The following is a 24,790-nucleotide window of genomic DNA, read 5'->3' as shown; positions in this document are numbered from 1 at the left end:
AACTATCGTAAAAGGATAAGAAATGATTGATCACTGCGGTCTGCGACATATCTAATAGGAAGCGATTGGTAGTCGAAGCAATCCGATTGCATTCCGTTGCCAATAAAAATCATTCTCATCGTTGACAGATAATGATTTTCATTATACGATGGTAATGATAATTGATCTCAGTGCAGGAGCATGTACGATTGCTTTGCCAGTCCTTTTTGCGGGAGGGTGCCATGCGTTATCAAATCAATGGTTACACAGACATGTATACGGTGGTGGCAAATGAACGTAAAGTCGGCGGCGCCGTTGAGGCGGGCCTGATTCGCCTGCGGTCCGGTGAAGAGTTTGCCCATGCTGTTCTGACGCGGCTTGAAATGTCTGATTCGCAGTTTTGCTCGCTTGGCTTTGTTACCGAGGAAGGCAAACGCCTGATTGTCCATGTGAATGATATCAGCATGATTGCAGATGCTGTACATAGAAACGTATGCGACCTGAAAAATGAACGGATGCGAGCGGAAAAAACCGCAGAACGTCTGAAGCGGCTGCAGCGCCTGTGTGAACTGAATGAAGGCAGCTGTACGCCGACATTCCGTGAAGAAGCGCTGCTTCTGGCGGAAGATATCGGGATCGAACTGGCTAAAAAGCATGTCGACTTGTCGTTCCTCCCGGATACGGAAAAAGCGCGAGTGGTGCGAATCGCCTAAATAAATGCAAAGGCGGCATGTATGAATCAACGTACATGCTGCCTTCTTGCGTTTGGAAACAGGAGGGAAGGAAAACATGATCAGCTTGCAGGATGTTGTCCGAACATTGGAACGAGTGAGAGAGAAAAAACCGCTCGTGCATAACATCACAAATGTGGTCGTCACCAATTTTACAGCCAACGGTCTGCTGTCTTTAGGGGCTTCGCCCGTCATGGCATATGCCCGGGAAGAGGTGGCCGAGATGGCCAGGCAAGCGGGTGCGGTCGTGCTGAACATCGGCACGCTGAATCAGCCCGAAGTGGAGGCCATGATTATTGCAGGACAGGCAGCCAATCAGCATCAGGTCCCAGTCATATTCGATCCGGTGGGAGCTGGAGCGACTTCGTACCGGACAGAGACAGCCAGACGCATCCTGGAAGAAGTCAACGTATCCGTGTTGAGAGGCAATGCGGCCGAGGTAGCCCATGTCATCGGAGAAAAATGGAGCATCAAGGGTGTGGATGTGGGGGAAGGCAATAGAGATATTGTGTCCCTGGCGAAAAAGGCGGCCCGCCATTGGAGCACGCATGTGGTCATCACCGGAAAGGAAGATGTCATCACGGATGGCCATACAGCATTTGTTATAAAAAACGGTCATCCCATCTTGACAAAGGTTACAGGAACCGGCTGTCTTTTGACTTCGGTGATCGGCGCTTTCGCTTCGATTGAGCAAGACCTTTTGACAGCGGGAGTATCGGCTCTGGTCAGCTACGGGGTTGCGGCCCAGCTTGCTGCGGAAAAAACAGAAGAAAAAGGCCCTGGCAGTTTTCAATTGGAATTTCTGAATCAACTGGCGATGGTGTCTTCGGAAGATATTATGCGGTATGGTGCTGTGGCTGTTGCGCTGGAGGGCCATTTTGATGAATAGCGGCTGTCTGCGTGAAAAATCGAAAGCGTGGGGCGGGAACAATCTGGATGTATCGATTTAACGGATAAATGTCGCGATGTAGCTGTATTTTTTCAAGGTGTACGACAAGAGCCTTTGTTGATGTTCCGACAGGGACAGAAAGACAAACTCTACTTGATCTTGCTCAAACGGGCGGACATAGTATTTGGAAATGCCATGCCGGACAATCTCTTTGTTTAGTCTGGTGGCGATCCCCGTTTCGGTGCGGATGCGTATTTCCACTGGTTACTCCCTCCTTGGCCACAAAATAGCGTACCAGAATCAGCCGGAAAAAATCGATCAATTTGTGACGAAAAAAAGTACGATCTGTTACCAAGTTGTGTACCCGAATGCTCAATTTCGAATTGTAAAAAATATCCTCTCCTCGTTCGCGTTCGGCATCATCGCATGAGACATACGCCCGGATTACAGGTAAATATGCAGGGAGTGAAGGGGGGAGAAAAAGGGGAAAAGAGGGTGTTGAAAAAACGCTCGTTTTGTGGTATAGTCGATTGTGTTGAAACGGACGAACACATTGCGACACGTTAGTGGATGGATGTCCGAGTGGCCGAAGGAGCACGATTGGAAATCGTGTAGACGGGGATGACTCGTCTCGTGGGTTCAAATCCCACTCCATCCGCCATCTTGAAATGGCCCGTTGGTGAAGCGGTTTAACACAGCAGCCTTTCACGCTGTCATACAGGGGTTCGAATCCCCTACGGGTCACCAAATTTATATTTGCGGTCGTGGCGGAATTGGCAGACGCGCTAGATTCAGGTTCTAGTGGTGGCAACACCGTGGAGGTTCAAGTCCTCTCGACCGCACCATCATTTCGATACCGTGCGGACGTAGCTCAATTGGTAGAGCGTCGCCTTGCCAAGGCGAAGGTCGCGGGTTCGAGCCCCGTCGTCCGCTCCAAGAAGCGTATGCAGTCTCTCACCCGTGCCGGGTTTACCCTCGCAGTAATGCACGAAGATTGGCTCGGGTACTTCAGATCTGGCTTCGCATGGAAGAGATTTCGATGAGGCGTCGCCAGTGGAAGCGAGCCCCGTCGTCCGCTCCATACATCATGTGCCCTTAGCTCAGCTGGATAGAGCGTTTGACTACGAATCAAAAGGTCGGGAGTTCGAATCTCTCAGGGCACGCCATTTTGTCCTAAGAAATGGGAGGCACTTCAGTTAGCTGATTGTGCTTTCGAGGAAGAGAACATTCAATTATTTCGGGAAGTGGCTCAGCTTGGTAGAGCGCTTGGTTCGGGACCAAGAGGTCGCAGGTTCAAATCCTGTCTTCCCGACCATCTGTGTTAAAACAAGACTCTTATAGCAATAAATCGTGCGGGTGTAGTTCAATGGTAGAACCCCAGCCTTCCAAGCTGGTCGCGTGGGTTCGATTCCCATCACCCGCTCTTTTTCATGTAGCGGTCGTGGCGAAGCGGTCAACGCATCCGGGATTGTGGTCCATTCAATTCCCACCAATCGCCCGATCTGTAAACAAGAAGAAAGCCCAGTGATGTCCTAGCGGCATGCACTGGGCTTTTTTCCGTGGCTACATACTTTTCTGGCTCAATACGGTTCTGGTCGAACGGGCTTGCTTCAGCCTGACTTGCGGAACGATGATCGCCAGCAAGATCAGAGTGACGCCGGCCCATTGGAGTCCGGACACCTGCTCGTGGAGAACGAAGCTGGACAAAAGGACGACCGTAGGCAATTCGATTGCGCTGAGAATCGTCGCAACGCCATTGCCCAGACGAGGAACCCCGATAGCCAAGCAGAGTATCGGGATGACCGACCCAAAGCAAGCCACCAGCAGCGCGTACGGCAGAAGACCCTCCAAGAGCCTGCCGTTGACCAGAAAAGCAGGGGGATAGGCCAGCGACAGAAGGACCGCTGCCAGACTGATGGAAACGGCACTGCGCAAATAAGGATTCATATCGGGTACAAGGCGTCCGCTGAAAAAGATGACCATCGCAAACGTGGCGCCTGAGAGCAGTCCCGCCGCAAGTCCGTACAGGCTGACGCTTCTCAAGCTGTCTATTCCCAGACCGCTGGCTAACACGGTGCCCATCCCAAGCAGGAAGAGAGAAAGCCATTTCTCCCGAGTCGGCCATTTCCGGTCTGCGATCGATTCGATCATCACGCCGATCCACGTAAACTGAAACAGCAGGACAATAGCCAGCGAAGCGGACACGTGGCTGACCGATTGATGATACAGAAAGCTGGTTGCGGCCATCATCACGCTGACTGGAAGCAAAAGGTAAACGTAGCGCAGGCGAAAGCGTTCCTTGGATAAAAAGAAGGCTACCGCGATCATGATGAGGCCGCCAAAGATGAGTTGGCTGCCGCTCATTTCATAGGGGGAAAATCCTGCGTGAAAGGCTGCTTTCATGATTATAGAGAGAACCCCGTAGCTTACAGCTCCCGCAAGAACGAGAATCACGCATTTCCAGTATGACATTAGTAAACTTCCTTTCTTCTGACTAAACAAATAAATGATGGCACCTATTGTACTATAGAAGCAAACTTGTTACAATAAAAGATTGCATTCTGCTTTATCGTGATAATTAGCTACTAAACTGCTCAGTTACCATGGTAGCGCGATGAAGGAAGAGGCTGTTTGCCCTTCTTATGAAGGACGTAAATACATAGATGGAGGCCTGTTTATCGTTTACACTAAAGAGAGTTAACGAATTCTCGCAAGGATAGAGAGATGAAAGACGATGGAGGCAGGTGTGGATGAAACAAGGAGTCTTGTACGCAGTAGGAGCCTATTTGACGTGGGGGATGCTGCCGCTGTACTGGAAGGTCTTCGAGAAGATGGGAGCCTGGGAGATATTGGCGCACCGGATTATCTGGTCAGCTGTGTTTGTCGTAGCGCTACTGCTCGTGACAAAAAAGCTGCGCTATTTGAAATCATCGGTAACCGGGGCGAAAACGTGGATTGCCCTCATTCTGAGCTCGTTTATTATCAGCGGCAACTGGCTTATCTACATTTGGGCAGTCAACATTGGCCACGTGATGGAAACGAGCTTGGGTTATTACATAAATCCGCTGCTGAGCGTCTTGTTTGGCGTGTTATTCCTTAAAGAGCGCATGCGTGTGGGTCAATGGATCGCCATCATTTTGGCGACGATAGGCGTTTCTGTCATGACGTTCAATTACGGCAAAGTGCCGTGGGTAGCGATTTTGCTCGCACTGACGTTTGCCTTGTATGGATTGGCTAAAAAAACCGTCAAACTCGAGCCCATGATGAGTCTCGCCTGGGAGACCCTGTTCGTGGCGCCAATCGCGCTGGCCTATGTGTTTACGCTCCAGATAAACGGTCAAGAGGCGGCCTTCTCGCTGGAAGCATGGCGCATCGTCTTGTTGACTCTGGCTGGGGTAGCGACGGCCCTGCCGCTGTATTGGTTCGCTCAGGCGGCGAAGCGGCTGCCTTTGTCCATGGTAGGCTTCATTCAATACTTGTCGCCGACGATTACGCTGCTGATGGCAGTCTTTCTGTTCCGTGAACCGTTTACAGAGACGCATCTGATCAGCTTTGGCTTTATCTGGAGCGCATTGATCGTGTTTACAATCAGCTCGCTTAAAAAAAGGGGCGCGTCTTCGGCACCTGCTCCAAACGCAAACCTGGCTTTAAAAAAGAAAGCATAGCACGGAAAAACTCCCGGCTTCCTGCATGGAGGAGGCTGGGAGTTTTTCGTTTTTGGCTGATACAGAATGTCGCTTCGCAAGCTTACGCTTTTTGCAGCTTGCGATAGGCTCCGTGGTTGGTCGGGCCAACGTATTGGTTCAGTTTAAAGGAGTGGCGGATCGCTTCCGTAATAAACTGCTTCGCCACGTTAACGGCATCGCGAACCGATTGCCCTTTTGCCAGCTCTGCACAGATCGCTGCGGAATACGTGCAGCCTGCTCCGTGGGTATAGGTAGTGTCGATGCGTTCGCCTTCGAGGATGTCAAACGAGCTGCCGTCATAGAGCACATCGATTGCTTTTTCGTGCTGCAGCTTGCCGCCGCCCTTGACCAAAACGTATGCTGCTCCTTTTTCGTGAATCCGCTTTGCGGCTTCCTTCATATCGTCGACAGTCTTGAGCGCTCCCATTTGGGAGAGAGCTCCCGCTTCGTACAGGTTTGGCGTGACCACGGTCGCGCGCGGTACCAGAACGTCGCGCAGACAGTCTGCATTTTCCGGATGGAGGACCTCGTCTGCGCCCTTGCAGACCAGAACAGGGTCAACAACAACGTTTTTCAGCTGGTACTGCTCGATTTTTTTGGCAGCCAGCTCGATCAGATCGGTCGTTCCCAACATCCCGGTTTTTACCGCGTCGACACCGATCCCGGAGAGGACGGTCTCGATTTGCTTTTCCAGTGTGCCAAGGTCGATCGGGAACACTTCGTGGAACCAGGAGTTATGCGGGTCCTGTGCGACGATAACAGTCAAGGCTGTCATCCCGAATACGCCCAGCTCCTGAAACGTCTTCAAATCCGCTTGAATACCTGCCCCCCCGCTAGTGTCAGAGCCTGCGATGGTCAATGCTTTCTTCATGGTCATGGCTTTCGTCTCCCTTTGTATCCGCTACGATGGAAGTGCGGTCAACTCTGATTCTCTTATCCCTATTGAAGAGCAAATATACACTGGTGTCAATAACAGCAGCACGTAAAAAAACCGCTTTCCCGGGAGGAATAGCGGTTCAAAAAAGTTGACGGTCAAATTCATTGCCATGTAATGAAACGTGTTAGACAGATGCGACGTGATGGAAAGAGAAGCTGATGGGAGCGGCCATTGCTTTTGACCGTGTGCTGGCCAGTTTTTTGGCCTCTTTCGCTGCTTCAAACATGCTAGGAGCCTTAATGACTTCAATCCATTGACGTGTAGCTGTTTCAAACAAAAAGCGATAGATCCTCATCTTCACTCTGCCCTCTCGTGTTTTACTTGCTGCATCTATTGTATCAGCTAACTGGAATGATATGGTTACAGGAGTGTTACAAGTTCTTGAAATTGGTGTGTACAAACCGTTAATTTTAAATCACGAAATAAAATCGTTACATTTTGCCTGCTTCTTCGTCTATATAAAATGAGATGATTTTTCCAAATCTGTAATAGCAAAAGAGGTGTACGCAGAAGATGGCCAACGGAATGGGTGAATTGACGGTCGAAAACGTCAATCACAGCTATGGAACCGGGAAAATCAAAGTCCCTGTCCTCTTTGACATCAACATCCATATTTCCAAAGGGGAGTTTGTCGCGTTGTGCGGGTCGTCGGGATCAGGAAAATCGACACTCCTCAATCTGCTGGCGGGGTTGACCAAACCGGAAGAGGGCAAGATCTACGTCAATAGCGAGGAAATCTCCCGTTTTAACGAGAACGAGCTCTGTTTATTCAGGCGCAAATGCATGGGCTTTATCTTTCAGTCCTACAATCTATTGCCGGGTCTGACCGCACTGGAAAACGTGGAGCTCCCCTTGATTTTTGCCGGTGAGAGCAAGAAAAAGCGCCGCAAGCGAGCTGCCGAGATCCTGGAGAAAATGGGGCTGGAAGGGCGCCTGGATCATCGTCCCAACGAGCTGAGCGGCGGGCAGCAGCAGCGTGTCAGTATCGCCCGCGCCCTGGTAAACAATCCGAGCATCGTGCTGGCGGACGAACCGACGGGAAACCTGGACAGTAAAACCGAGCAGGAAATTCTCGACCTGATGAGGAAAATGAACCGTGAAAGCAATACGACATTTATTATCGTTACGCATGAGCAGGAAGTGGCCGAGCAGTCCGACCGGGTAATTTACCTACAGGACGGAAGAGTCGTGCAAAGGCGGACCAAACCGGCGTGATCGAGGGTATGAGGTGAAACAAACGTGAAATTTATAGACTCATTTCGGATTGTATGGCGAAACCTGTGGCGCATGAAGCTGCGAACAGCGCTTACCTCGGTGGGGGTAATGATCGGTACGGCAGCGATTGTCGCGATGATTGCGCTCAGCTTGGGCTTAAAGGAAAATGCGGTGAAAAGCTTGGAGAGCTGGGGGAACTTGACCGAACTCGACGTGGAGCCGGCCTTCTACATACCGGAAGAAGACAGGGTGATACCCGACGACGAACGGAAAAAACTGAATACGGCCGCCGTTCAAGAGTTGAAGGCAGTCCCTGGCGTCGAAGCGGTCATGCCGATCAAGCGCATCCGCGGCGAATCCAAGCTGAAGGTAGGCAGAAGGGAAGGGTACATCGAGCTGGTCGGCGTCGATGTGCGCGAATCTGCCGCGTATCGGAAGAATGAAATTGAAAAAGGAACCTATCTTACGGGAGCCCCCCAGGAGGTTGTAGTCTCCTATTACGTTCCGCGAGAGATGCGGGACGTGGAAAAAGAGAAGCGGGAAGCCCGGATGAGGAACGCCAACAACAAGGGTGGCGGAGGAGATGTATACTTCTCACCGCGTCGCAGAGGCGGCGGTGGTGAAGAAGGCCCTGCTCCATTCGACATGATAGGCAAGGCAGCGACGATTACGTTGACCCGCGAATATCGGATCGACGATGAATTAAAGCTGGAGAAGAAAGACGTCAGAGTGCGAGTCGTCGGTCAACTGCAAAAATCGGAGAATTTCCGGTACGGGAGTGCTGTCTACGCTCCGCTCAGCATGATCAAAGAAATGAATGACTGGCTGAACCGCAGCAGGGGAGACGCGCACGGCGACAGCAGCTCTAGACGCTCACGGGATAAAAATAAGGATGAGTTTGTGTTTGACGAGATTACAGTCAAGGTAGAGTCTCGCGAAATGGTGGAAAGCGTTGTAGCCGATTTGAAAAAGCTCGGCTACGAAGTTTGGTCGCCCGCCCGCGAACTTGAGCAAATCAACAAGTTCTTCTCCGTAATTCAAATGATTCTCGGCGGGATCGCAGCCATTTCCCTCCTGGTCGCTTCCATCGGGATTGTAAACACGATGATCATGTCCATTTTGGAGCGAACCAAGGAAATCGGGATCATGAAAGTCATCGGGGCCACTGTCTACAACATCCGCTGGCTGTTTTTGATGGAGTCGGGCTTCATTGGACTGATTGGCGGTATAACCGGTTTGGGACTAGCCTGGGGTGCGGTTGAATTGGTCAACTATTTCGGCAAAGCCGGCGGTCTGATGGACACTCTCGGCTATGGCGGCGGAGGGGAAGAAATGAGCACGTTGGCCGTGATACCGACATGGCTGGCCCTGTTCGCCATCGGTTTTGCCTTTATTATCGGTTTGTTGGCGGGTATCTTCCCGGCCATTCGCGCGTCTCGCCTGAGCGCATTGCAAGCGATTCGATCTGAATAAGGAAATGTGGGGTTACTTACGATGAGCAAAAAGAAAAAGTGGATCATCATTTCTGCCGTCCTCGTACTCTTGGGCGGTGGAAGCGTGTATGGTTATACGAAATTCAAGAGCAACGACGCGGCAGCGGAGCAGACGCAAGAGGAGCAGCCTTCCTTCCCGACTACTGCAGTAGAGACGGGAGAAGTAAGCAAATCCATCTTCGCATCGGGGACGGTGGAAGCCAAGGCCCGGGAAGAGGTGAAGCCGGAACTGAACGGAAAAGTCGAGCGTGTGTTCGTAAAGGAAGGGCAGCACGTTTCCAAGGGCGATCCGCTGTTTAGCATTGACGGCGAAGATGCCGCGATTGAGCTGCAAAAGCAGGAATTGAACATAATCCGGGCACAGAAGGAACTGACCGAAATCAAAAATAAAAAGGATAAAATTCTCTCTGACAAAACCGGAAAGATCAAAGAAGTGCTGGTAAAGGAAGGCGAATCGGTAACGCCTGACACCATCGTCGCAAAGCTGGTCAATACGGATTATCTGAAAATCAAAGGGAAATTCTCCGCATACGAAGCCGAACGCTTTAAGGTAGGTCAACAGGTGAAGGTATTTCTCGTCGCCTCTCTTACTTATGTCGACGGTACGATTACAAAGATTGATCTGGTCGGAACCAAGGAGAAAGGTGTAGGTGGTGTCCACGATGTCGAAGTGCTTGTGAAAAAGCCAGGTGCCATCTACGTAGGGGATTTGGGGGAAGTGCAATATACGGACCCGAAAGGTACGTTGTTCGCCAGCCAGATCCCGACGCCGTTCGAAAATCCGGATGACATCGATCTCGTAGCGGGAACGCACGGGAAAGTCGGAAAAGTAGAGATTGAGAAGGGGGATGACGTGAAGGCTGGACAGCTTATCGCCAAAATGGACATGACTTCCGTCGATTTGGAATTGAAGGAAAAAGAGCTGCAGTTGAAAGAGTCCCAGCTGACGATGCAGCAGAAGCGCCGCGATATTGCCAAAAAACAAGTCACCGCACCGATCAGCGGGGTCATTACCAAGCTGAATGTGACTGCCGGCGAAACACCTGACTCGGGCAAGCCTGCTGCCGTGATCATGGATACGAGCGCAGTATACTTTATCGCGGCTGTGGACGAGCTGGACATCCCGTCGATCAAGGTGGGGCAGAACGCGCAAGTATATGTGTCGGCTTTCGGCAACAAGCCGTTTGAGGGTAAAGTGATCGAGGTGCCAAAAGAGGGAACCAAGGAAGACAAAACCGTTCGTTTCGCTGTCAAAATCGAGCTGTCTGATACGAATGAAATGAAGCACGGGATGACAGGTGACAGCGATATCTATGTGGACAAGAAAGAAAATGTTCTCCGACTCCCGCTGCAGGCTGTTGAAGTTCTGGAAGAAGGAAAAGGGCAGGTCATGGTGAAAGACCCTGCATCCGGTGAGCCAACGCCGAAAGAAGTGGAGATTGGCATTGAAGGCTCGGAATTTGTTGAGATTAAGAGTGGACTTAAAGACGGAGAAGAAGTTTTGATGATGCTCGGTGGAGAAATGTAGCCAGAGCAGACTGGCAGATTCCGTGAGTCCATCATAAACCGCCCGAAGTCTCTAAACAGAGACAACCGGGCGGTTTTTTCATTAAATCGAGAGGATTTTTTCGACTTCAGCCCGCAAGCTTTTTAGCGGATTGCCGATCGGGCGTCCAGTCCTGGCCTCGAAAAGCTCGGCAGCAGGCACCATGGACAATTGGGCAACGGAAATGCTTTCGTCCCCGCTTTCAGCCAGTGCCTGTATGCCATGGCAAATCACTTCACGGTATTCTGCTGTCCGCCCGCTCATCAAGAGCTCAAAGGAATCAGGGATCAGCTCCACACCAACTTCTGTCTCTACTGATCGAGCCGAGGCGTACGAACGGAAGCGTTCCATCGTCCCTTTGACGGTCGCAGGATTGGAAAAAAGCAGGCGGTGGGGGTGAGCGGAGCTTATGACGCAGCGGAAAAACGGTTCGTCCAGTTTGATGATGGGCTCCTCCACACATGTTTCGTCTTCTGGCTGCATCCCGGCGATGTACTGCGTACAAGTAACCAGAATCGCATCCACATCACATCTAGCGATCCATTGCAGCTGTTCCCGGATCCTTGCTCGCATTGCTCCCTTTTGCAAACAGTGCGAATGTTCCGAACGAATCAGAATGCCGGGATCGACGAAGTGGATCAGTTCGACACCGTCGATGGTCAAACCATCGGAAAGGAGAGCGATATTGGAGTGATGGGCATGAAGACAAGCGAGGCGCGCCATCAGGAGTTTTTCCTTCCGGCTGGCTTGACGGCCGCCACCCTGATCCGCTTGTAATCGATAACCCAGGCGCCATTGTGAAACAGAAGAGGCTTGAGCTCATCGGCGATGTCTCGATAGGCGGCTTCTTTTTCGGCTGCCGACATTCCGATGAAGAACGGAGCGCAAAAAGCATTCAACCAGTGAAGAATTCCTCTTTCCCCGTCAGGAAGCGGAGTGGGGCGTTCAAACAGCTGGGCCAGAGTGACAGAGAAGCCTTGATGCTCTAATATAGTGGAATAAGAGCTGATCGTCGGGAAATACCAGGGCATCCGTTCATTTGCATCGACCCCTTCGGAAGCCAGAACGATACGAATCTTCTCGATGACCGTTGCCACATTTCCAGCACCGCCAAACTCGGCGACAAACCGTCCGCCAGGCCTTAGGGCGAGCCAGACGCTTTCGGCTACCTTCTCGGGCTGCCTCATCCAGTGCAAGGCCGCATTGGAAAAAACGGCGTCGAAGCTGTCCGGCGAGCGATAGCTTTGGGCATCGGCCACGTAAAAAGGAAGCTCGGGATATTTTTTTTGTGCGGCTTTGATCATTTCTTCAGAGAAGTCAATCCCCGTAGGCTTGGCGCCCATGCCAGCCAGTTCGTGCGACAAGTCGCCGGTCCCGCACCCGATATCGAGGATCGTTTCTCCCGGCTTCGCCTGAAGCCAATCCAGGATGCCTTTGCCAAACTCGGAAACAAAGCTCATCTTCGTGTCATACAGTTGTGAATTCCATGAATTCGTATCAATCATGTCAACCCCTCCTTGTTTTGGTTTTACCAGCAAAAAGGGTATTAGTCAAATCTATAAAAAAGATTAATAGAATAGGTAATTCCTATACCTGACAAAAAAACTCAGGGGTAACGTCCTTATCGGTTAGAGTGTCTGATTCTCATACTGATTCTCATAAATGACAACGGGATGGAAAGTCCGTCTCGGGTGTACTGAGAGGACTACAGAGAGAGCTGATTTAGCTGACGTTTTGCAAACACGCATGGAGGAGGAGAAAAGATGGAACCAGTCATTTTACGCGGGCACCATTTGCTTTGCGTCCATGGATTCCGCGGGATGGGGTACAGCCCTGATTTCATTGTCAAAATGGCGGGAATTGTGGAGCGAATTCGCGACGCAGAGCAAGACTTTCCGATTCAAGTGGTCAAAGGATTTGATGAAACGTGTCAAGTTTGTCCCCATAAAGGAACGACACGGTGCGAAGCGGCTCCTGATTCGGAGGAGCATGTCCAGAAGCTGGATCAAAATGTGTTTCGGCAGCTGGGTATCTCGGCGGGAGAGGTTTACCTCAAATCGGAACTTGTTCAAAGGACGCGAGAAAGGGTAGCTCCTGATGATTTGGCTCATCTGTGCGAAGGGTGCTCGTGGTTTTCCTACGGGGTTTGCCAGGAGGGAATAGCCGAGCTTCGCAGCGGGAAATAAGCGGAGGACGGTGACATGTTTCTGGCCCCCCCAAGGATTTTTTTAATAAAAACCACGGAGTGAATAGCGAATGACAGAGGAAGAGTGGAACGTTCTCTATAAACTCGGCTTTCGGGTCGAAGAAGGAAAACTGAAACATCTCAAGCTGGGTGTCGTAAAAGAGATAGAGGACTTTTCGGGCTTTGGTTCGCTCGCGGATTTGGAAGCATACGCAAAGGAATGCTTGCGCACCCGATGCCTCCTGAATAAACACGATAAACGGCAAAGGGGTGGGACGGATCGTGAAGCTTGAGGACCGAGCGACGCTAACCCGTATGTTGGATCAGGTAGAAAAGTGGGAATCGGATCAGAAGGATTTGTGGTTTTGGGAAAAGCTTGGCCGTCTCCCCTTTGTATTTCTCGACCGAATCACGCCAAACGTGGTTCGGGACAAACTCGGTACAGCTGTGGACGAGCTGGTGGCCTTTTTGGAGAACGGCGGAAAGTATCTGGTGCGTGAGCGGGATATCCATGCCCGCTTCCAGGAAGCGTTCCCACAAGGGGACAAGCATGCGAAGGAAACGATTTCCATTAGTTTCCACCCGCTGGCACATATGGATAAAATTGCGGCGGAGCTGCGTGAATCTCGGGCCGCTTTTGCAGCTGTACAGGGAGCTACAACAGGCTTTGGCGGCATCTTTACGCTCGCGGTCGACATTCCGCTTCTGCTGGGAACGTCGCTCAAGGTATTGCAGGAAATGGCGATTTGCTACGGTTACAATCCGCAGGAGAAACGGGAGAGATTGTTTATCGTCAAATGTCTGCAATTCGCTTCCTCGGATATTGTAGGAAAGCAGGCGATCCTAAAGGAGCTCTCCTCCTTTGACAGTCCAGCCAAAGAGCGGGATGTGCTCTCTGAGCTCCAGGGCTGGCGGGAAGTAGTCGTTACCTACACGGAAAACTTCGGCTGGAAAAAGCTGTTTCAGATCGTACCGGTTGCCGGGATGCTCTTTGGCGCGTATTTGAATCGCTCGTCCGTGCGTGACGTGGCGGAAACAGGCATGATGCTGTATCGCAAGAGGAGGATCCTGGAGCGGCTTCGGGCTGAGCCATCGTAGCCCAAGACCGATCCCAAACCGACCTTTTGGGGAAAACCGCTCCACGTTCGTTCGATTATTCATCGGCGGTAATGGCAAAGATCAGGTGGTCCTCCCATTTTCCGTTGATTTGCAAATAGCGGAGCGACAGCCCTTCTTGGCGAAACCGGTTTTTCTCAAGAACCTTGATCGAGCCTTTGTTTCGGGGCATGACCGCGGCTTGCACCCGGTGCAGCTTTGCGTCGGCAAACGCAAACCGGACCACTTCCACGACCGCTCTCGTCATGATTCCCTTGCCGTTATAGGACTGATCGAGAAAATAGCCGAGTGTGGCGTTCTGCCAGGCTCCGCGCACGACGTTGGAGAGGTTGACGCGGCCAACGAGTGTTTGGTCGGGACCGACAAAAATGCCAAATGAATAGCCTGTGCCTGCCTGAAAGCTTCTCTCCGCCTCCTCCAGCTGCTCGTACTGTGATTCGAGCGTGTAAAAAGAAGCGGGGCGAATCGGTTCGAACGGCTGCAGAAAATGCTGATTTTTTTGACGCAAGGAGGTTAAAGCAGGGGCGTCGTTTACGCATAAGGGACGTACAAGAATCTCCGAGGGTGCAAACATCGGCAAATCCAGCCTCCTGTCAATATATGTGTGGTGGATGGACAGTTTAGCATGAACGCGGGCTGTTGAAAAGTGGGAACGGCAATCTCCTGAAGAAGGAAGGCGCTTGCAGCGATTCCACTGTTGCCACGCGGTACGGAATTTGGTACAGTACAGGGTAAGTAAAGGTAAACAACTTCATATTGCCTTCTAAATAGAGGCGCGCTGCGGATGAGTACTTCTTTTCGTCGGTCATGGGGAAAGGGAAGAGAAGAAAAGGCCAAAGCGCCGAAGCTCTGACCGCATCCCCATCGGCGGCAGGGCTGGGGTGCTCATGAATAATGGTCACCCTGTCATAAGAGAGATTTCTCTTATGGAGCGCTATTTACGATTGCTTGTCCGGTATCAAAAAGCAATGAGTATAGCGTCTGCGCTCATTGCTTTTTCTACATTCATTTCAAGAAAAGTGGAGGAGAAGTACTGTGAACATGATGGATGCCAATGAAATTATCTCGTTTATTCAAAAGAGCGAAAAGAAAACGCCTGTGAAGGTATATCTCAAAGGGGAGTTGGACGGCATCGACTTTGGTCCTAGCGCCAAAGCGTTTTTGAACGGCGGCACCGGAGTTGTCTTCGGAGAGTGGAAGGAAATCCAGCCAGTTCTGCAGCAGCATGCGGATAAAATCGCGGATTACGTAGTGGAGAGCGACCGCCGCAACTCTGCGATCCCGCTTTTGGATACAAAGAACATCCAGGCGCGCATTGAGCCAGGGGCGATCATTCGCGATCAGGTAAGCATCGGCAACAACGCCGTCATCATGATGGGAGCCAGCATCAACATCGGAGCGGTCATCGGGGAAGGCACCATGATCGACATGAACGTCGTCGTCGGCGGCCGCGGCACGATCGGGAAGAATTGCCACATCGGCGCAGGCGCTGTCATTGCCGGCGTGATCGAACCGCCGTCTGCTTCTCCAGTCGTTATCGAAGACGATGTCGTGGTCGGAGCCAATGCTGTCATTTTGGAAGGCATTCGCGTCGGAAAAGGCTCCGTTGTAGCCGCCGGAGCTGTCGTGATCGAGGATGTGCCGCCGAACGTCGTAGTAGCAGGCACGCCGGCACGCATTATCAAGCAAATCGACGAAAAAACCCGCTCCAAGACGGAGATCAAGCAGGAGCTGAGACAGCTGTAAGGGAGAGATAGGCATGGACTGGCGTTCGCTTGATCAACAATACATCGTCTCTACGTACAAAAGACTGCCGATCGCTATCGCCAAGGGCGAGGGGAATTATCTCTACGGCACGGACGGCAAGGGGTATCTCGACCTGTTCACCGGGCTTGCCGTAAACGTGCTTGGCCACTCCCACCCACGGATTCTCCAGGCCTTGCGGGAGCAAGGAGAGCAATTTTTGCACATCTCCAACATTTTTCTCAATCCTCCTGCGATCAAGCTGGCGCAGAGACTGATTGAGCATACGATACCGGGAAAAGTGTTCTTTACCAATTCCGGGGCAGAAGCGACCGAGGCGGCAATCAAGCTGATTCACAAATGGACGACTGTCGAAGGCGCCGGACGCTCCGGCATCGTCGTACTCGCCAACAGCTTCCACGGCCGGACGCTGGGAGCGCTGCGACTGACCAGACAGCCTCACGTCTATCAGGACTTTCCGCAGCCTGATTTTCCGGTGTACGAGCTGGAGGCGGGAGACATTGAGCAGCTTCGCGCCGTTTGCGAGGAACGCCGGCCGGCTGCTGTGTTGATGGAGCCGGTGCTCGGATCGGGAGGCGTCGTGCCTCTGGCGGAAAGCTATTTGCAGGAAGTCGCGGCCATTTGCCAAGCTACCGGCACTTTGTTTGCGATGGATGAGATTCAGACAGGGATGGGACGGACAGGCAAATTGTTCGCCTTCCAGCATGCCGCTGTAACGCCTGACCTCATCCTTTTCGCCAAGGGGGTTGGGGGCGGACTTCCGCTAGGCGGCGTCATCGCCGGCGAAAAGCTGCAAGACCTGTTCAAGCCTGGAGATCACGGCACGACATTTGCGCCGTCGCCGCTGTCAGCCGCCCTTGGGAATGCGGTGCTGGACGAATTGCTGGACCCGTCTTTCCAAAGCCGGTCGCAGGATGTGGCCCAATACCTGTGGGATCGGTTGGAAGAGCTGCGGACCGTCTTTCCGGAGCAGCTGCAAGCCCTTCGCGGAAAGGGAATGATGGTGGGAATTCCGCTCTCGGTTTCTGCGGAAGAAGTCAGCGGACTGCAGCAAAAGCTGCTGGAGGAAGGGATTTTGGTGGATGTGACGCAGAAAACGATTGTCCGTTTGCTCCCGCCGCTTACGCTGACGCGCGGAGATGTCGACCGTTTAATGGACGTCTTCACCCGTGAACTGAAACAGCTGGCGATCGGAAAAGGGGGCGTAAAAGCGTGAGTGTTTCGACGTTTGCCCGTATAAGGCGAGATCTGCACCAGATTCCGGAACCCGGGTTTGCCGAGTTCAAGACCCAGCGATACCTGCTCGATTATCTGGAGCAGCTTCCCGCGGAGCGGCTTCAGCTCAAGACGTGGAAAACGGGCATCCTGGTAAAAGTGGCAGGCCGCAATCCGAAAAGAACGATCGCCTGGCGCGCGGACATGGACGGGCTTCCGATCGCGGAAGAGACCTCCTATCCATTTCGCTCCGAGCACGAAGGGTATATGCATGCCTGCGGACACGACATGCATATGGCGATTGGCCTTGGCATCCTGACGCACTTCGTCCATCATCCCATTGAGGACGATCTCCTCTTTATCTTTCAGCCGGCAGAGGAAGGCCCCGGAGGAGCCAAGCCGATGATGGAAAGCGAGGAGTTTGGCGAATGGCGGCCGGACTGCATCTTTGCCCTGCATATCGCTCCGGAGTACCCGGTTGGCCATATTGCGACAAAGCCAGGCATCCTGTTTGCCAATACATCTGAATTGATGATTGATCTGGTCGGCAAAGGCGGCCATGCGGCTTTCCCGCATAAAGCAAACGACATGGTTGTCGCAGCCAGTCATCTGGTAACCCAGCTGCAATCGGTCATCTCCCGCAATATCGATCCCCTTGATTCGGCAGTCATTACCGTCGGCAAGATTGAGGGCGGCACACGGCAGAACATCATCGCCGAGAGAGCCAGGCTGGAAGGGACGATCCGGACTTTTTCCGTCGACTCCATGACCCGGGTGAAAAGCCGGATTGAAGCCCTGGTCAAAGGGGTGGAAGCGGGATTCGAATGCAAGGCCGAGATCGATTACGGCTGCGGCTATGCTCAGGTATACAATCACGAGGAATTGACCCTCCAGTTTATGGACTGGGTAAGGGACAATTTGCCCGATGTCACCCTCGTCCACTGCGCAGAAGCGATGACGGGTGAAGATTTTGGGTTTTTCTTGACCGAAATTCCCGGATTCCTGTTCTGGCTGGGAGCAAACACCCCCTACGGGCTCCACCACTCCAAGATAGAGCCGGATGAGCAGGCTATCGAAGTAGCCATCGGCGTGGTGACCAAATACGTGACGTGGCTCTCCGGTCAAAATGCCTGACACGATATAGCTTGTGGACAAACTTCGGAAGGCGGCCTCTCGACAGGTCGCCTTTTTCGTCTCTTATCTTTGCGCTCAGCCTATTTTTCCTAGTGTAGGAAGCAGCTGTGGATGATGTGGATTTTGTGGATATCGTTGAAAAAACATCGCCTGCCACCACAACTATTTGCTTGCTTAGGCGTATAAGAATATGGGAAGTAACACTGAGGAAAACAAGCGCTATAAGCGCAACGATACTGGAGGTTTGAGTCATGAAGAAAAGGTGGTTGTCTGCCCTGTTGGTGCTGACGGTTGCAGGGGTGGGGAGTACGACGGCCTTGGGCGAAGGAGCCATTCGTATTTTTCTGAACGGCGAGCGTATTGTCAGCGATCTCCCTGGGTCTACTGCTTCTTCCGTGGAAGAGATGATGAACCGTTTGGGCGGATTCACGGAGTACGATCAGCGCTCGGGCAAAATGGAGATTATCAAGCCAACCGTGAATGTTCTGGTTCTTGAGGGAATTCAGCAAAGCCGCAGTAAAAATGTCGTCTTCAGCAATCCGATCAAAGGGTACAGCGACAAGGACGTGCCGCGTACGTTCAACGTTTTTGTCGAGGTGGATGAAGCCCCATCCGCCAAGGATTTGCGCATGCAAATCGTGTTGATCGGACCGGACGGCAAAGAAGTGGAGCAAGGGCAAACCTGGAAGCATTCCACGCAAAACGGCAACAGCTTCTACTTCTCTGAACCGTTCGTCTCCACCAAGCTTGAACAGTACGGAACCTATAAAGTGCAGGTTCAGATGAAGACCGAGAAATTTGACGAGTATGTAACCGTTGGGGAAAACAGTTTTACCGTAGGTAGATAAAATATCTGGCTTGGATGCGTTTCCACATGACTTGTTCACGTGATATAATGATGACAACACATAAGTTTTTTCATAATCCGCAAGCAAGTACATGAGAGAAAGGAACGATGGGAGCGAATGGAGACAAATCCCCCGCGGTCATCCACCGACATTGACGGCCCGAGTATAACCATTGCCTGGAAAGATGAGCATTCGATCTTGGCCGAATGGCAAATGACAAAAGAGTTTGAGCAGGAAGTGGAGCGCAAATTTGCGATTCCATTTGCCGAACTGCCATTTGTACTCCGCCTCTTCGATGTGACGGACCGCAACGAGATTCGTAATGACGGCACAGATCTGTATACAGACTTTGATATTAACCACCGGTCTTCAGAATGGATTCTTTATGGCGTCACGCAGGGACTGCAGTACTGTGTTGACCTGGGGATCCGGATGGTTGATGGCAGATTTTACTCGCTGTCGCGATCTCAATTGATTTGATCAACGTACGCATAAGGCAAGGCTCTCCTTTGGGAGAGCCTTTTTTGCACGCTAAGGCATGTTTCTCTTTTTATCCAAAAGGAGCAGAGCGACAGCGAATACAGCCCAGACAGGCATCGGCACATCCAGCTTTCCCAGCCACTCCGGGGAAGTGATCAGCCCTTCCTTTAGAGCGCGCAGACCAAGCTCCTGCTTCCACTCGGGAACCCTCTTCTCCTTGGGCGCTACCTGATCGTACTGCGTCAAGTTGTAGGTGCGAATCAGGTTGGTCAATTTGTCAGCGTACGCCGGGTCCGTGGCATACCCCGCTTTTTGCAGATCCTGTGCGGCTTCGGCGGGAGGCGGGGCGAGAATGACCCGTTTGTACGCCGAAGGGAAAGCTTTTCCCCCCTTTAAAGAAAGGGCTGTATTTGGGGCAAGAAGGAGAGGGCAAAAGCAAGGGGAAAAGAGAGGGAGGACAATAGAAAACAGCCGGCGAATACCGGCTGCTGCTTTTCCAGACATCTACGGCTTGCGCGGCTGGAAATATTGGATGCGATTGTTAAACAGGTGCAGTTCTGCTTTAAAATGGCGGGCGAGGTAGCGGCAAAATTCATTTGCCTTGCTCTTGTCTCCGTGTGTTGCAGAGTCCGGCAGGGATACCTGAATGTAAGAATGTTCTTTACCATTTTTCTCTCGTTTGCCAACTCCGATGATAATCGCCTTGTACGTGCTCGGATCTTTGCCGCGAAGCAGCAGCCATGAATCCTTGCCTTCAGGACGTTCATCGATGACATAAGGGAAAGCGGCATCGGCATAAGTCCAGCCGAGTTGTTCACCGGTTTTTTTGGTCATGTCGACGTAATGCAGCAATTTTGCTTTGACTTCATCCAAAGAAGCTTCAGCGGCTGTAGAGCCATCCACCAAATATATGTAGGCCGACTGCAGATTCACGTTTGCATTCACTCCTAGTCCCGGGAATCTCCTGCGTTAAGTGTAGCATTCCTGCCACTCTTTGGCAATGAATCATTGTCAGAGGGAAAACAATTGCGAGTTTTTTCAGAAAAGTGTAAAATGTATATACCATTTTGTAGTGCGTTACAGCTTTAGAGAATGACAAATGGATTCTGGAGGGAAGAGACTATGCAGGAGGTTTCCGTTCGAAATGTCTATGAAGCCTTGAATACGATGCGAGCCATAGATGTGGTCAACAAGGAAGATTGGGAGAGGGCAGCAAAGGAGGCGGAGCTGGACTCCTCCGTACAATTGAATATTCTCTGGATCATTTACTGCTACGAAGGCGTGCGAGTAACCCAGATCGCGGAATGGACCTTCTGGCATCCATCGTCCATCGTGATCCACATTAAAAAGCTGGTGGAAAAGGAAATGGTCGCTATTGAAAAATCCGAGCTGGATGGCCGGGTTGTCCATGTGTATCCGACGCGAAAGGGCAGGGAAGTGATCGAGACCAGCAGACAGAGAGTCCCTTCGATCTTCCGTCTTACCTATGCGTTGGAGAAGCTGGAAGAGAGGTACAGTACCGCTGTAGTCGAACTCTTCTTCGAATGTCTGTCCTTTGTCGCGCAGTCTTTGCACGGCTCGGAAAAAGTCCGGTGGATTCAGGAAGGAGAAGACAGGGTACCCAATCGGCAGTCGATGATTATTTAGCGATGCCCAATTTTTGGCGGGATAAAATGTAAACTGGAAAATGAGCGGAGGGTATGATAAACTAATAAAGAATCCGAATATTTCAAAAATGTTTCGGATGATCATACTTGGAGGAGGGATTGCTGATGGAACGCTATGACCATTTGTACGACGTCGCCGAGAATGCGAATGTACGTTTTTTTGGTTTTGTCACAGAACGGACTCGACACGACTTCGGAATCGTCTATACGAACAAGTTTTACGGAAAGCCGCTGGTCATCTGTATGCAGACTGGGCAATCTACCCTTCTCGGTTCGGAGGATGCCGTCAACCCGGAGTACCTGAAGAAAATCTTCCGCTTGGATTGTTCAGATGAAGCAAAAATGCTCTCCCACTTTTTCCAGGAGCATTTGCCATCGTTGCCATTTGAAGAAAACCAGTATTAACGAATGAGCAGAAGTTCGCTTCTGCTCTTTTTTTTGCGACCGGATAAGTCCCCTCCGCCTGGCGAGAGCGGTTGTCCATAGACTCGCGTGAGAAACGTGCTATTCTTGAGAGAAAGGAGGAAGAGGAATGAATTGGTTTTCCCACACTTGGTCGGTAGAAAAGCCTAGGGCCGCGATGGTGCTGATTCACGGCACAGGCGAGCATCATGGGAGATATCAGCATGTTGCCGAGGAGTTGAATCGACACGGGGTAGAAGTAGTGAGTGGAGATTTGCCTGGCTGGGGCAGGTCTCCGGGGAGAAAGGGTCATATCGAAAGCTTTTCACAGTACCTGGATGCCGTTGAAGCCTGGGTTGAGACAGCCTTGCAAAGGGCTGGTCAAAAATACCCTGTGTTTGTCTTTGGGCACAGCATGGGCGGCCTTGTTGCAGTCCGTTTCATCGAGCGCTTTGAGAGGCGGGAACAATTGGGCGGGGCGATCCTCACTTCTCCATGCCTCCAGCTAAAAATACCGGTTCCCCGCTGGAAGGCTCGGCTGGCTGATTGGTTGGACAAGAGCTGGCCGACGCTGCGGATGGCGAGTGGAATAAAGCCTGAGATGGTTTCCCGCGATCCAATGGTGCAAAAGTCTTACATCACTGATCCATGGCAGTATCCGAAAGCGAGTGTGCACTGGTACCAGGAACTGCAACGGGCTATGGGGGAAGCGTGGGAAGAACGCGAGCGTGTTACGGTGCCGACGCTTGTGCTGCAGGCCGGGGATGATATGCTTGTCGACGCGGATGCAGTAGAACGATTTGCGGCAGACCTGCCAGTAGATGCGACATTCCGCCGGTTCCCTGGAATGCGTCACGAACTGCTGAATGAGCCGGAACGGGATGAAGTGCTTTGCTGTATCGCAGAATGGATGAAGCAGCACGGATTGGTAATGTGACATACTAATAAAGATAAAATGTGTATTTTTCGATTGACACCCCTTATTGTGACGTAATAATATAGAGTTGCGAACATGATTGAGCATCACTTTCTTGCTGAATGTAACATTGCGTGAATGGCTTGTACGTCAGCACTATGAAGGTCGGAGGGGTTTGAGCAAAATGGGAACGATTGTTTGCCAAAGCTGTGAGTCGATTATTGAACATTTTGAGAGCAATCAGGTCAAGACGCTGTATGGCAAGTGCACTGGCGATTGCAAGCACGAGGAAACGATGAAACAGAACTAGGGCAAAAATAGATAGAACACAGGCGCTTGTCGAAAGCGTCTGTTTTTTTTTGACAATGATTGGCGGATGAAGGATAATAGTAAAGAGAGAAAATAGTTGTAAGAGGAGGAATTGTTTCATGAAGCGAGGACGCATCCGGGGACTGATGGCGGCTGTCTTGCTGACGTCTTCCCTCTGGGGCGGTACATCGGCTTTCGCCGCGAGTGAAACCCGAGTCGACGCAAGTCAGCCTTTTATTGCCCGCACAGGATTTGACATTTCTACCGAATATGCGGTTTGGGTGGTAAAGGGAGAAAGCACTGTTACCCTTTACGATATTGATGATCAATCCGAAATCAAAATTGGGAATAAGTCATCCGAAAAGAAAAGTCCGGTAGTGGACGGAAAATACGTCGCCTGGATTGACGACCGGCATGGTGGAGAAGACATCTACCTCTATGATATTGACCGGAAAAAAGAAACCCGGATTACAGATGGGGATGCCCAACCATCAGAGTTGGATATTGCAGACAATATGATCGCATGGGCGGATCAGAAGGACGGCAATATTTATCTCTACGATATCAAGGCGGGAACAGAAAAGCGTGTGTCCACCAGCGGCCGAGCAAGCAGTCCGACCGTGACAGGCTCTTATGTCGCTTGGGAAGACACCAGAAACAAAAATGCCGATATTTATTATTACGACATCAGCAAGGGGCGCGAATACCCAGCTGTTGAAGAGTCGGGGAATCAGACCAATCCGTCTATCTATGGTGATCAAATCGTCTATGAGAGTGACGCTGGCCGAGATGTCGATATTTATCTGCATGAAATTGGGCGGTCGAGGGATAAACAGCTGACGAGTGATTCCGCCGATGAGGTCATGCCGCAAATCTATAATAACGACTTCATCTATTTTAACGACGAAGAGGAAGCGTTATACTTTGGCAGTGTAAACAGACCGAAAAACGCCAAGCAAATCGCCAAGGGCGTTTCTAAGCGATTGCAGCCTCGAATGGCGGGCGACTATGTTATTTTCGCCAAACAGGATCGTAACGATAATCTGACGATCTATATTTATGACACAGATGAAGAGGATCTTGTACAAATTGGCGGAACCTCGGGAGAGCCTACGCAGCCAGACGGGGATGACAGATACGTGGTCTACATAAACGAGTCCAAGAGATCATCCAGCGTTGTACTGTACGACTTGAATAAAAGGACAAGCAAGGTCATCAGCAAAGCGGATTCCGAGGCGAGCCGTCCGCTTGTCAGCAGTCCATACGTAGTGTGGTATGACGAAGTTGACAAAACGCTGATGGTGTACAATATCCGAACCGGCAAACTGGAAAGAGCCGTGGATAAAAACGATTCGCCTCACAGCGAACTGTATGAACTGGAAGGAAAAAATCTTCTGTGGGTCAACCAAGGCCGTCGTTACGACATTACTTTGACAGACCTCTCCACAGGCGATTCCGAAAGGATCGAAACACTCAATGATGAACCGCTTTCCGTAGATGTAAATGAAAACTACGCTATGTGGGTCCAAGATGAAGGCTCCCGTCATGGCTCCGTTTATCTTTACGATATCAAACGCGGACGCGACGAGGAAATCCGCATGGACGTTGAACTGAAAGGAGCTAGTCTTGGCGACGAGTTTGTCGTCTGGAGCGAGTACTCCGATGACACCAGATCGTATGATTTGTACTATTACGACATTGATCGGGAGAGAACAAACTTGGCAGTTCGCTGGACAGAAAAAGACCAGATCGAGCCGCAAGCCTCGAGAGACGTTGTGTTCTTCTCGGATAATCGAGAATCCAAAAGGGACAATGATTACTACTTTCAGTTATACGATATAGACAGAGACTCCTACATGGATGAAATTTGGTCGAAGGATGCCAGAATTGAGCAGCCGCGCATGGGCGGCAACAGACTGGTCTGGATTGATAACAGAGACTCTACTCCAGCCGTGTACACCGCTGAATTTGCCAGCCCGCGAGATGACGACGACGATGACGACAACGGCGGAGAAATTCCGGGAGATTACAAAGATTACAACTTCATGAAGGCATTGGATGACAATACCTTCCTGAAAATCATTGCCAGCCATGACCTTGATAAAATGTACTTCGTATTCAATACTGGTACAAGCAAAGAGCAGCGTCTCCCTATCGAGGTTGCATTTGACGACTACAAATTATTCCTGAACATGCTGAACGATTCAGACTATGACACAGTAGTCATTCGCGTGTTTAACTAATGTATAAAAAACAGGCGTTGAGGATAAGTGCCTCA

Annotated in this window: 28 protein-coding genes, 7 tRNA genes and 1 riboswitch; of the genes, 26 read left to right on the top strand and 9 right to left on the bottom strand. The window is 51.2% G+C overall.

What is annotated here, in order from left to right; genetic code table 11:
- The first annotated feature begins 221 nt into the window (after window positions 1-221).
- Both Q3F21_RS05155 and thiM read left to right on the top strand, forming a co-directional pair.
- Window positions 222-692: a hypothetical protein gene (locus tag Q3F21_RS05155; RefSeq protein WP_340250387.1), complete on the top strand. Its 471-nt coding sequence runs from the start codon at window positions 222-224 to the stop codon at window positions 690-692.
- A 79-nt stretch (window positions 693-771) separates the two neighbouring features.
- Window positions 772-1,599, top strand: a complete 828-nt coding sequence (thiM, locus tag Q3F21_RS05150; RefSeq protein ID WP_340250443.1) for a hydroxyethylthiazole kinase — start codon at window positions 772-774, stop codon at window positions 1,597-1,599.
- 57 nt (window positions 1,600-1,656) lie between these two features.
- On the opposite strand, the gene Q3F21_RS05145 is transcribed toward thiM, so the two are convergent.
- Window positions 1,657-1,860: a hypothetical protein gene (locus tag Q3F21_RS05145; protein ID WP_340250386.1), complete on the bottom strand. Its 204-nt coding sequence runs from the start codon at window positions 1,858-1,860 to the stop codon at window positions 1,657-1,659.
- Between the two features lie 307 nt (window positions 1,861-2,167).
- On the opposite strand from Q3F21_RS05145, the gene Q3F21_RS05140 reads away from it, so the two are divergent.
- The 7 genes from Q3F21_RS05140 to Q3F21_RS05110 all read left to right on the top strand — a co-directional run bounded on the left by Q3F21_RS05140 (window position 2,168) and on the right by Q3F21_RS05110 (window position 3,022).
- Window positions 2,168-2,260, top strand: a tRNA-Ser gene (locus Q3F21_RS05140).
- A gap of 9 nt (window positions 2,261-2,269) precedes the next feature.
- Window positions 2,270-2,346 (top strand) — tRNA-Glu (locus tag Q3F21_RS05135).
- Window positions 2,347-2,357: 11 nt separating this feature from the next.
- Window positions 2,358-2,444: transfer RNA gene (locus Q3F21_RS05130), tRNA-Leu, on the top strand.
- 15 nt (window positions 2,445-2,459) lie between these two features.
- A tRNA-Gly gene (locus tag Q3F21_RS05125) sits at window positions 2,460-2,535 on the top strand.
- Between the two features lie 153 nt (window positions 2,536-2,688).
- A tRNA-Arg gene (locus tag Q3F21_RS05120) sits at window positions 2,689-2,765 on the top strand.
- Window positions 2,766-2,837: 72 nt separating this feature from the next.
- A tRNA-Pro gene (locus Q3F21_RS05115) sits at window positions 2,838-2,914 on the top strand.
- A 37-nt stretch (window positions 2,915-2,951) separates the two neighbouring features.
- Window positions 2,952-3,022 (top strand) — tRNA-Gly (locus Q3F21_RS05110).
- Between the two features lie 140 nt (window positions 3,023-3,162).
- Here Q3F21_RS05110 and Q3F21_RS05105 read toward each other — a convergent pair.
- Window positions 3,163-4,071, bottom strand: coding sequence for an EamA family transporter (locus Q3F21_RS05105; RefSeq protein WP_340250385.1), 909 nt, complete (start codon window positions 4,069-4,071; stop codon window positions 3,163-3,165).
- A gap of 278 nt (window positions 4,072-4,349) precedes the next feature.
- On the opposite strand from Q3F21_RS05105, the gene rarD reads away from it, so the two are divergent.
- Window positions 4,350-5,264: an EamA family transporter RarD gene (rarD, locus tag Q3F21_RS05100; protein ID WP_340250384.1), complete on the top strand. Its 915-nt coding sequence runs from the start codon at window positions 4,350-4,352 to the stop codon at window positions 5,262-5,264.
- Window positions 5,265-5,346: 82 nt separating this feature from the next.
- On the opposite strand, the gene pdxK is transcribed toward rarD, so the two are convergent.
- Window positions 5,347-6,162: a pyridoxine/pyridoxal/pyridoxamine kinase gene (gene pdxK / locus Q3F21_RS05095; protein WP_340250383.1), complete on the bottom strand. Its 816-nt coding sequence runs from the start codon at window positions 6,160-6,162 to the stop codon at window positions 5,347-5,349.
- Window positions 6,163-6,346: 184 nt separating this feature from the next.
- Window positions 6,347-6,523 (bottom strand): hypothetical protein, encoded by a 177-nt coding sequence (locus Q3F21_RS05090; protein ID WP_155807973.1) that lies wholly within the window; start codon window positions 6,521-6,523, stop codon window positions 6,347-6,349.
- Window positions 6,524-6,735: 212 nt separating this feature from the next.
- Here Q3F21_RS05090 and Q3F21_RS05085 point away from each other — a divergent pair, with 212 nt between their 5' ends.
- The 3 genes from Q3F21_RS05085 to Q3F21_RS05075 are packed head-to-tail and all read left to right on the top strand — an operon-like array spanning window position 6,736 to window position 10,458.
- Window positions 6,736-7,437 carry an ABC transporter ATP-binding protein gene (locus tag Q3F21_RS05085; protein WP_340250382.1) on the top strand — a complete coding sequence of 234 codons (702 nt, stop codon included), beginning with the start codon at window positions 6,736-6,738 and terminating at the stop codon, window positions 7,435-7,437.
- 24 nt (window positions 7,438-7,461) lie between these two features.
- On the top strand, window positions 7,462-8,910 hold the full coding sequence (locus Q3F21_RS05080; RefSeq protein WP_340250381.1) for an ABC transporter permease: 1,449 nt from the start codon (window positions 7,462-7,464) through the stop codon (window positions 8,908-8,910).
- Window positions 8,911-8,931: 21 nt separating this feature from the next.
- Window positions 8,932-10,458, top strand: coding sequence for an efflux RND transporter periplasmic adaptor subunit (locus Q3F21_RS05075; protein WP_340250380.1), 1,527 nt, complete (start codon window positions 8,932-8,934; stop codon window positions 10,456-10,458).
- 81 nt (window positions 10,459-10,539) lie between these two features.
- Here the strand turns inward: Q3F21_RS05075 and Q3F21_RS05070 are convergent, their stop codons facing one another.
- Window positions 10,540-11,199 (bottom strand): hypothetical protein, encoded by a 660-nt coding sequence (locus Q3F21_RS05070; RefSeq protein WP_340250379.1) that lies wholly within the window; start codon window positions 11,197-11,199, stop codon window positions 10,540-10,542.
- A complete protein-coding gene (locus tag Q3F21_RS05065; RefSeq protein WP_340250378.1) occupies window positions 11,199-11,981 on the bottom strand; it encodes a class I SAM-dependent methyltransferase in 783 nt (260 codons plus the stop codon). The genes Q3F21_RS05070 and Q3F21_RS05065 overlap by 1 nt, the downstream gene beginning before the upstream one ends.
- A 258-nt stretch (window positions 11,982-12,239) precedes the next feature.
- On the opposite strand from Q3F21_RS05065, the gene Q3F21_RS05060 reads away from it, so the two are divergent.
- The 3 genes from Q3F21_RS05060 to Q3F21_RS05050 all read left to right on the top strand — a co-directional run bounded on the left by Q3F21_RS05060 (window position 12,240) and on the right by Q3F21_RS05050 (window position 13,759).
- On the top strand, window positions 12,240-12,662 hold the full coding sequence (locus Q3F21_RS05060) for a DUF1284 domain-containing protein (RefSeq protein ID WP_340250377.1): 423 nt from the start codon (window positions 12,240-12,242) through the stop codon (window positions 12,660-12,662).
- A gap of 70 nt (window positions 12,663-12,732) precedes the next feature.
- Window positions 12,733-12,954 (top strand): hypothetical protein, encoded by a 222-nt coding sequence (locus Q3F21_RS05055; protein ID WP_340250376.1) that lies wholly within the window; start codon window positions 12,733-12,735, stop codon window positions 12,952-12,954.
- Between the two features lie 22 nt (window positions 12,955-12,976).
- The gene (locus Q3F21_RS05050; RefSeq protein ID WP_340250442.1) at window positions 12,977-13,759 is read left to right on the top strand and encodes an EcsC family protein; all 783 of its coding nucleotides are present in this window, start codon (window positions 12,977-12,979) and stop codon (window positions 13,757-13,759) included.
- Between the two features lie 55 nt (window positions 13,760-13,814).
- On the opposite strand, the gene Q3F21_RS05045 is transcribed toward Q3F21_RS05050, so the two are convergent.
- Window positions 13,815-14,351, bottom strand: coding sequence for a GNAT family N-acetyltransferase (locus Q3F21_RS05045; RefSeq protein ID WP_340250375.1), 537 nt, complete (start codon window positions 14,349-14,351; stop codon window positions 13,815-13,817).
- Between the two features lie 186 nt (window positions 14,352-14,537).
- A riboswitch (Lysine riboswitch) is annotated at window positions 14,538-14,722 on the top strand.
- A 90-nt stretch (window positions 14,723-14,812) separates the two neighbouring features.
- Here Q3F21_RS05045 and dapD point away from each other — a divergent pair.
- From dapD to Q3F21_RS05020, 5 genes are all read left to right on the top strand, one after another.
- Window positions 14,813-15,523, top strand: coding sequence for a 2,3,4,5-tetrahydropyridine-2,6-dicarboxylate N-acetyltransferase (gene dapD / locus Q3F21_RS05040; RefSeq protein ID WP_340250374.1), 711 nt, complete (start codon window positions 14,813-14,815; stop codon window positions 15,521-15,523).
- Between the two features lie 13 nt (window positions 15,524-15,536).
- Window positions 15,537-16,757 (top strand): acetylornithine transaminase, encoded by a 1,221-nt coding sequence (locus tag Q3F21_RS05035; protein WP_340250373.1) that lies wholly within the window; start codon window positions 15,537-15,539, stop codon window positions 16,755-16,757.
- Complete coding sequence (locus Q3F21_RS05030; protein WP_340250372.1) at window positions 16,754-17,890, top strand: amidohydrolase; 1,137 nt, start codon at window positions 16,754-16,756, stop codon at window positions 17,888-17,890. The genes Q3F21_RS05035 and Q3F21_RS05030 overlap by 4 nt, the downstream gene beginning before the upstream one ends.
- A 251-nt stretch (window positions 17,891-18,141) precedes the next feature.
- Window positions 18,142-18,738, top strand: coding sequence for a hypothetical protein (locus Q3F21_RS05025; RefSeq protein WP_340250371.1), 597 nt, complete (start codon window positions 18,142-18,144; stop codon window positions 18,736-18,738).
- 117 nt (window positions 18,739-18,855) lie between these two features.
- Window positions 18,856-19,218 (top strand): DUF4912 domain-containing protein, encoded by a 363-nt coding sequence (locus tag Q3F21_RS05020; RefSeq protein ID WP_340250370.1) that lies wholly within the window; start codon window positions 18,856-18,858, stop codon window positions 19,216-19,218.
- 51 nt (window positions 19,219-19,269) lie between these two features.
- Here Q3F21_RS05020 and Q3F21_RS05015 read toward each other — a convergent pair whose 3' ends face one another.
- Both Q3F21_RS05015 and Q3F21_RS05010 read right to left on the bottom strand, forming a co-directional pair.
- Complete coding sequence (locus Q3F21_RS05015) at window positions 19,270-19,722, bottom strand: glucosaminidase domain-containing protein (protein ID WP_425341212.1); 453 nt, start codon at window positions 19,720-19,722, stop codon at window positions 19,270-19,272.
- Window positions 19,723-20,151: a DUF1885 family protein gene (locus Q3F21_RS05010; protein WP_340250369.1), complete on the bottom strand. Its 429-nt coding sequence runs from the start codon at window positions 20,149-20,151 to the stop codon at window positions 19,723-19,725.
- Window positions 20,152-20,340: 189 nt separating this feature from the next.
- Between Q3F21_RS05010 and Q3F21_RS05005 the strand changes: the two genes are divergently transcribed.
- From Q3F21_RS05005 to Q3F21_RS04985, 5 genes are all read left to right on the top strand, one after another.
- Window positions 20,341-20,865 carry a MarR family winged helix-turn-helix transcriptional regulator gene (locus tag Q3F21_RS05005; protein ID WP_340250368.1) on the top strand — a complete coding sequence of 175 codons (525 nt, stop codon included), beginning with the start codon at window positions 20,341-20,343 and terminating at the stop codon, window positions 20,863-20,865.
- Between the two features lie 125 nt (window positions 20,866-20,990).
- Complete coding sequence (locus tag Q3F21_RS05000; RefSeq protein WP_340250367.1) at window positions 20,991-21,290, top strand: DUF3055 domain-containing protein; 300 nt, start codon at window positions 20,991-20,993, stop codon at window positions 21,288-21,290.
- A gap of 127 nt (window positions 21,291-21,417) precedes the next feature.
- Window positions 21,418-22,224: an alpha/beta hydrolase gene (locus Q3F21_RS04995; RefSeq protein ID WP_340250366.1), complete on the top strand. Its 807-nt coding sequence runs from the start codon at window positions 21,418-21,420 to the stop codon at window positions 22,222-22,224.
- Window positions 22,225-22,387: 163 nt separating this feature from the next.
- Entirely contained in the window at window positions 22,388-22,513 is a 126-nt protein-coding gene (locus Q3F21_RS04990) for a GapA-binding peptide SR1P (protein ID WP_340250365.1), read from the top strand.
- A 118-nt stretch (window positions 22,514-22,631) separates the two neighbouring features.
- Window positions 22,632-24,755 carry a hypothetical protein gene (locus Q3F21_RS04985; RefSeq protein WP_340250364.1) on the top strand — a complete coding sequence of 708 codons (2,124 nt, stop codon included), beginning with the start codon at window positions 22,632-22,634 and terminating at the stop codon, window positions 24,753-24,755.
- The last annotated feature ends 35 nt before the right edge of the window (window positions 24,756-24,790 follow it).

The sequence above is a fragment of the Brevibacillus borstelensis genome (genome assembly GCF_037834415.1).
Classification (GTDB): Bacteria; Bacillota; Bacilli; order Brevibacillales; family Brevibacillaceae; genus Brevibacillus; species Brevibacillus borstelensis_A.
Note: the sequence above shows the minus strand (reverse complement) of the source record. Positions and strands in the feature narration are given on the sequence as shown.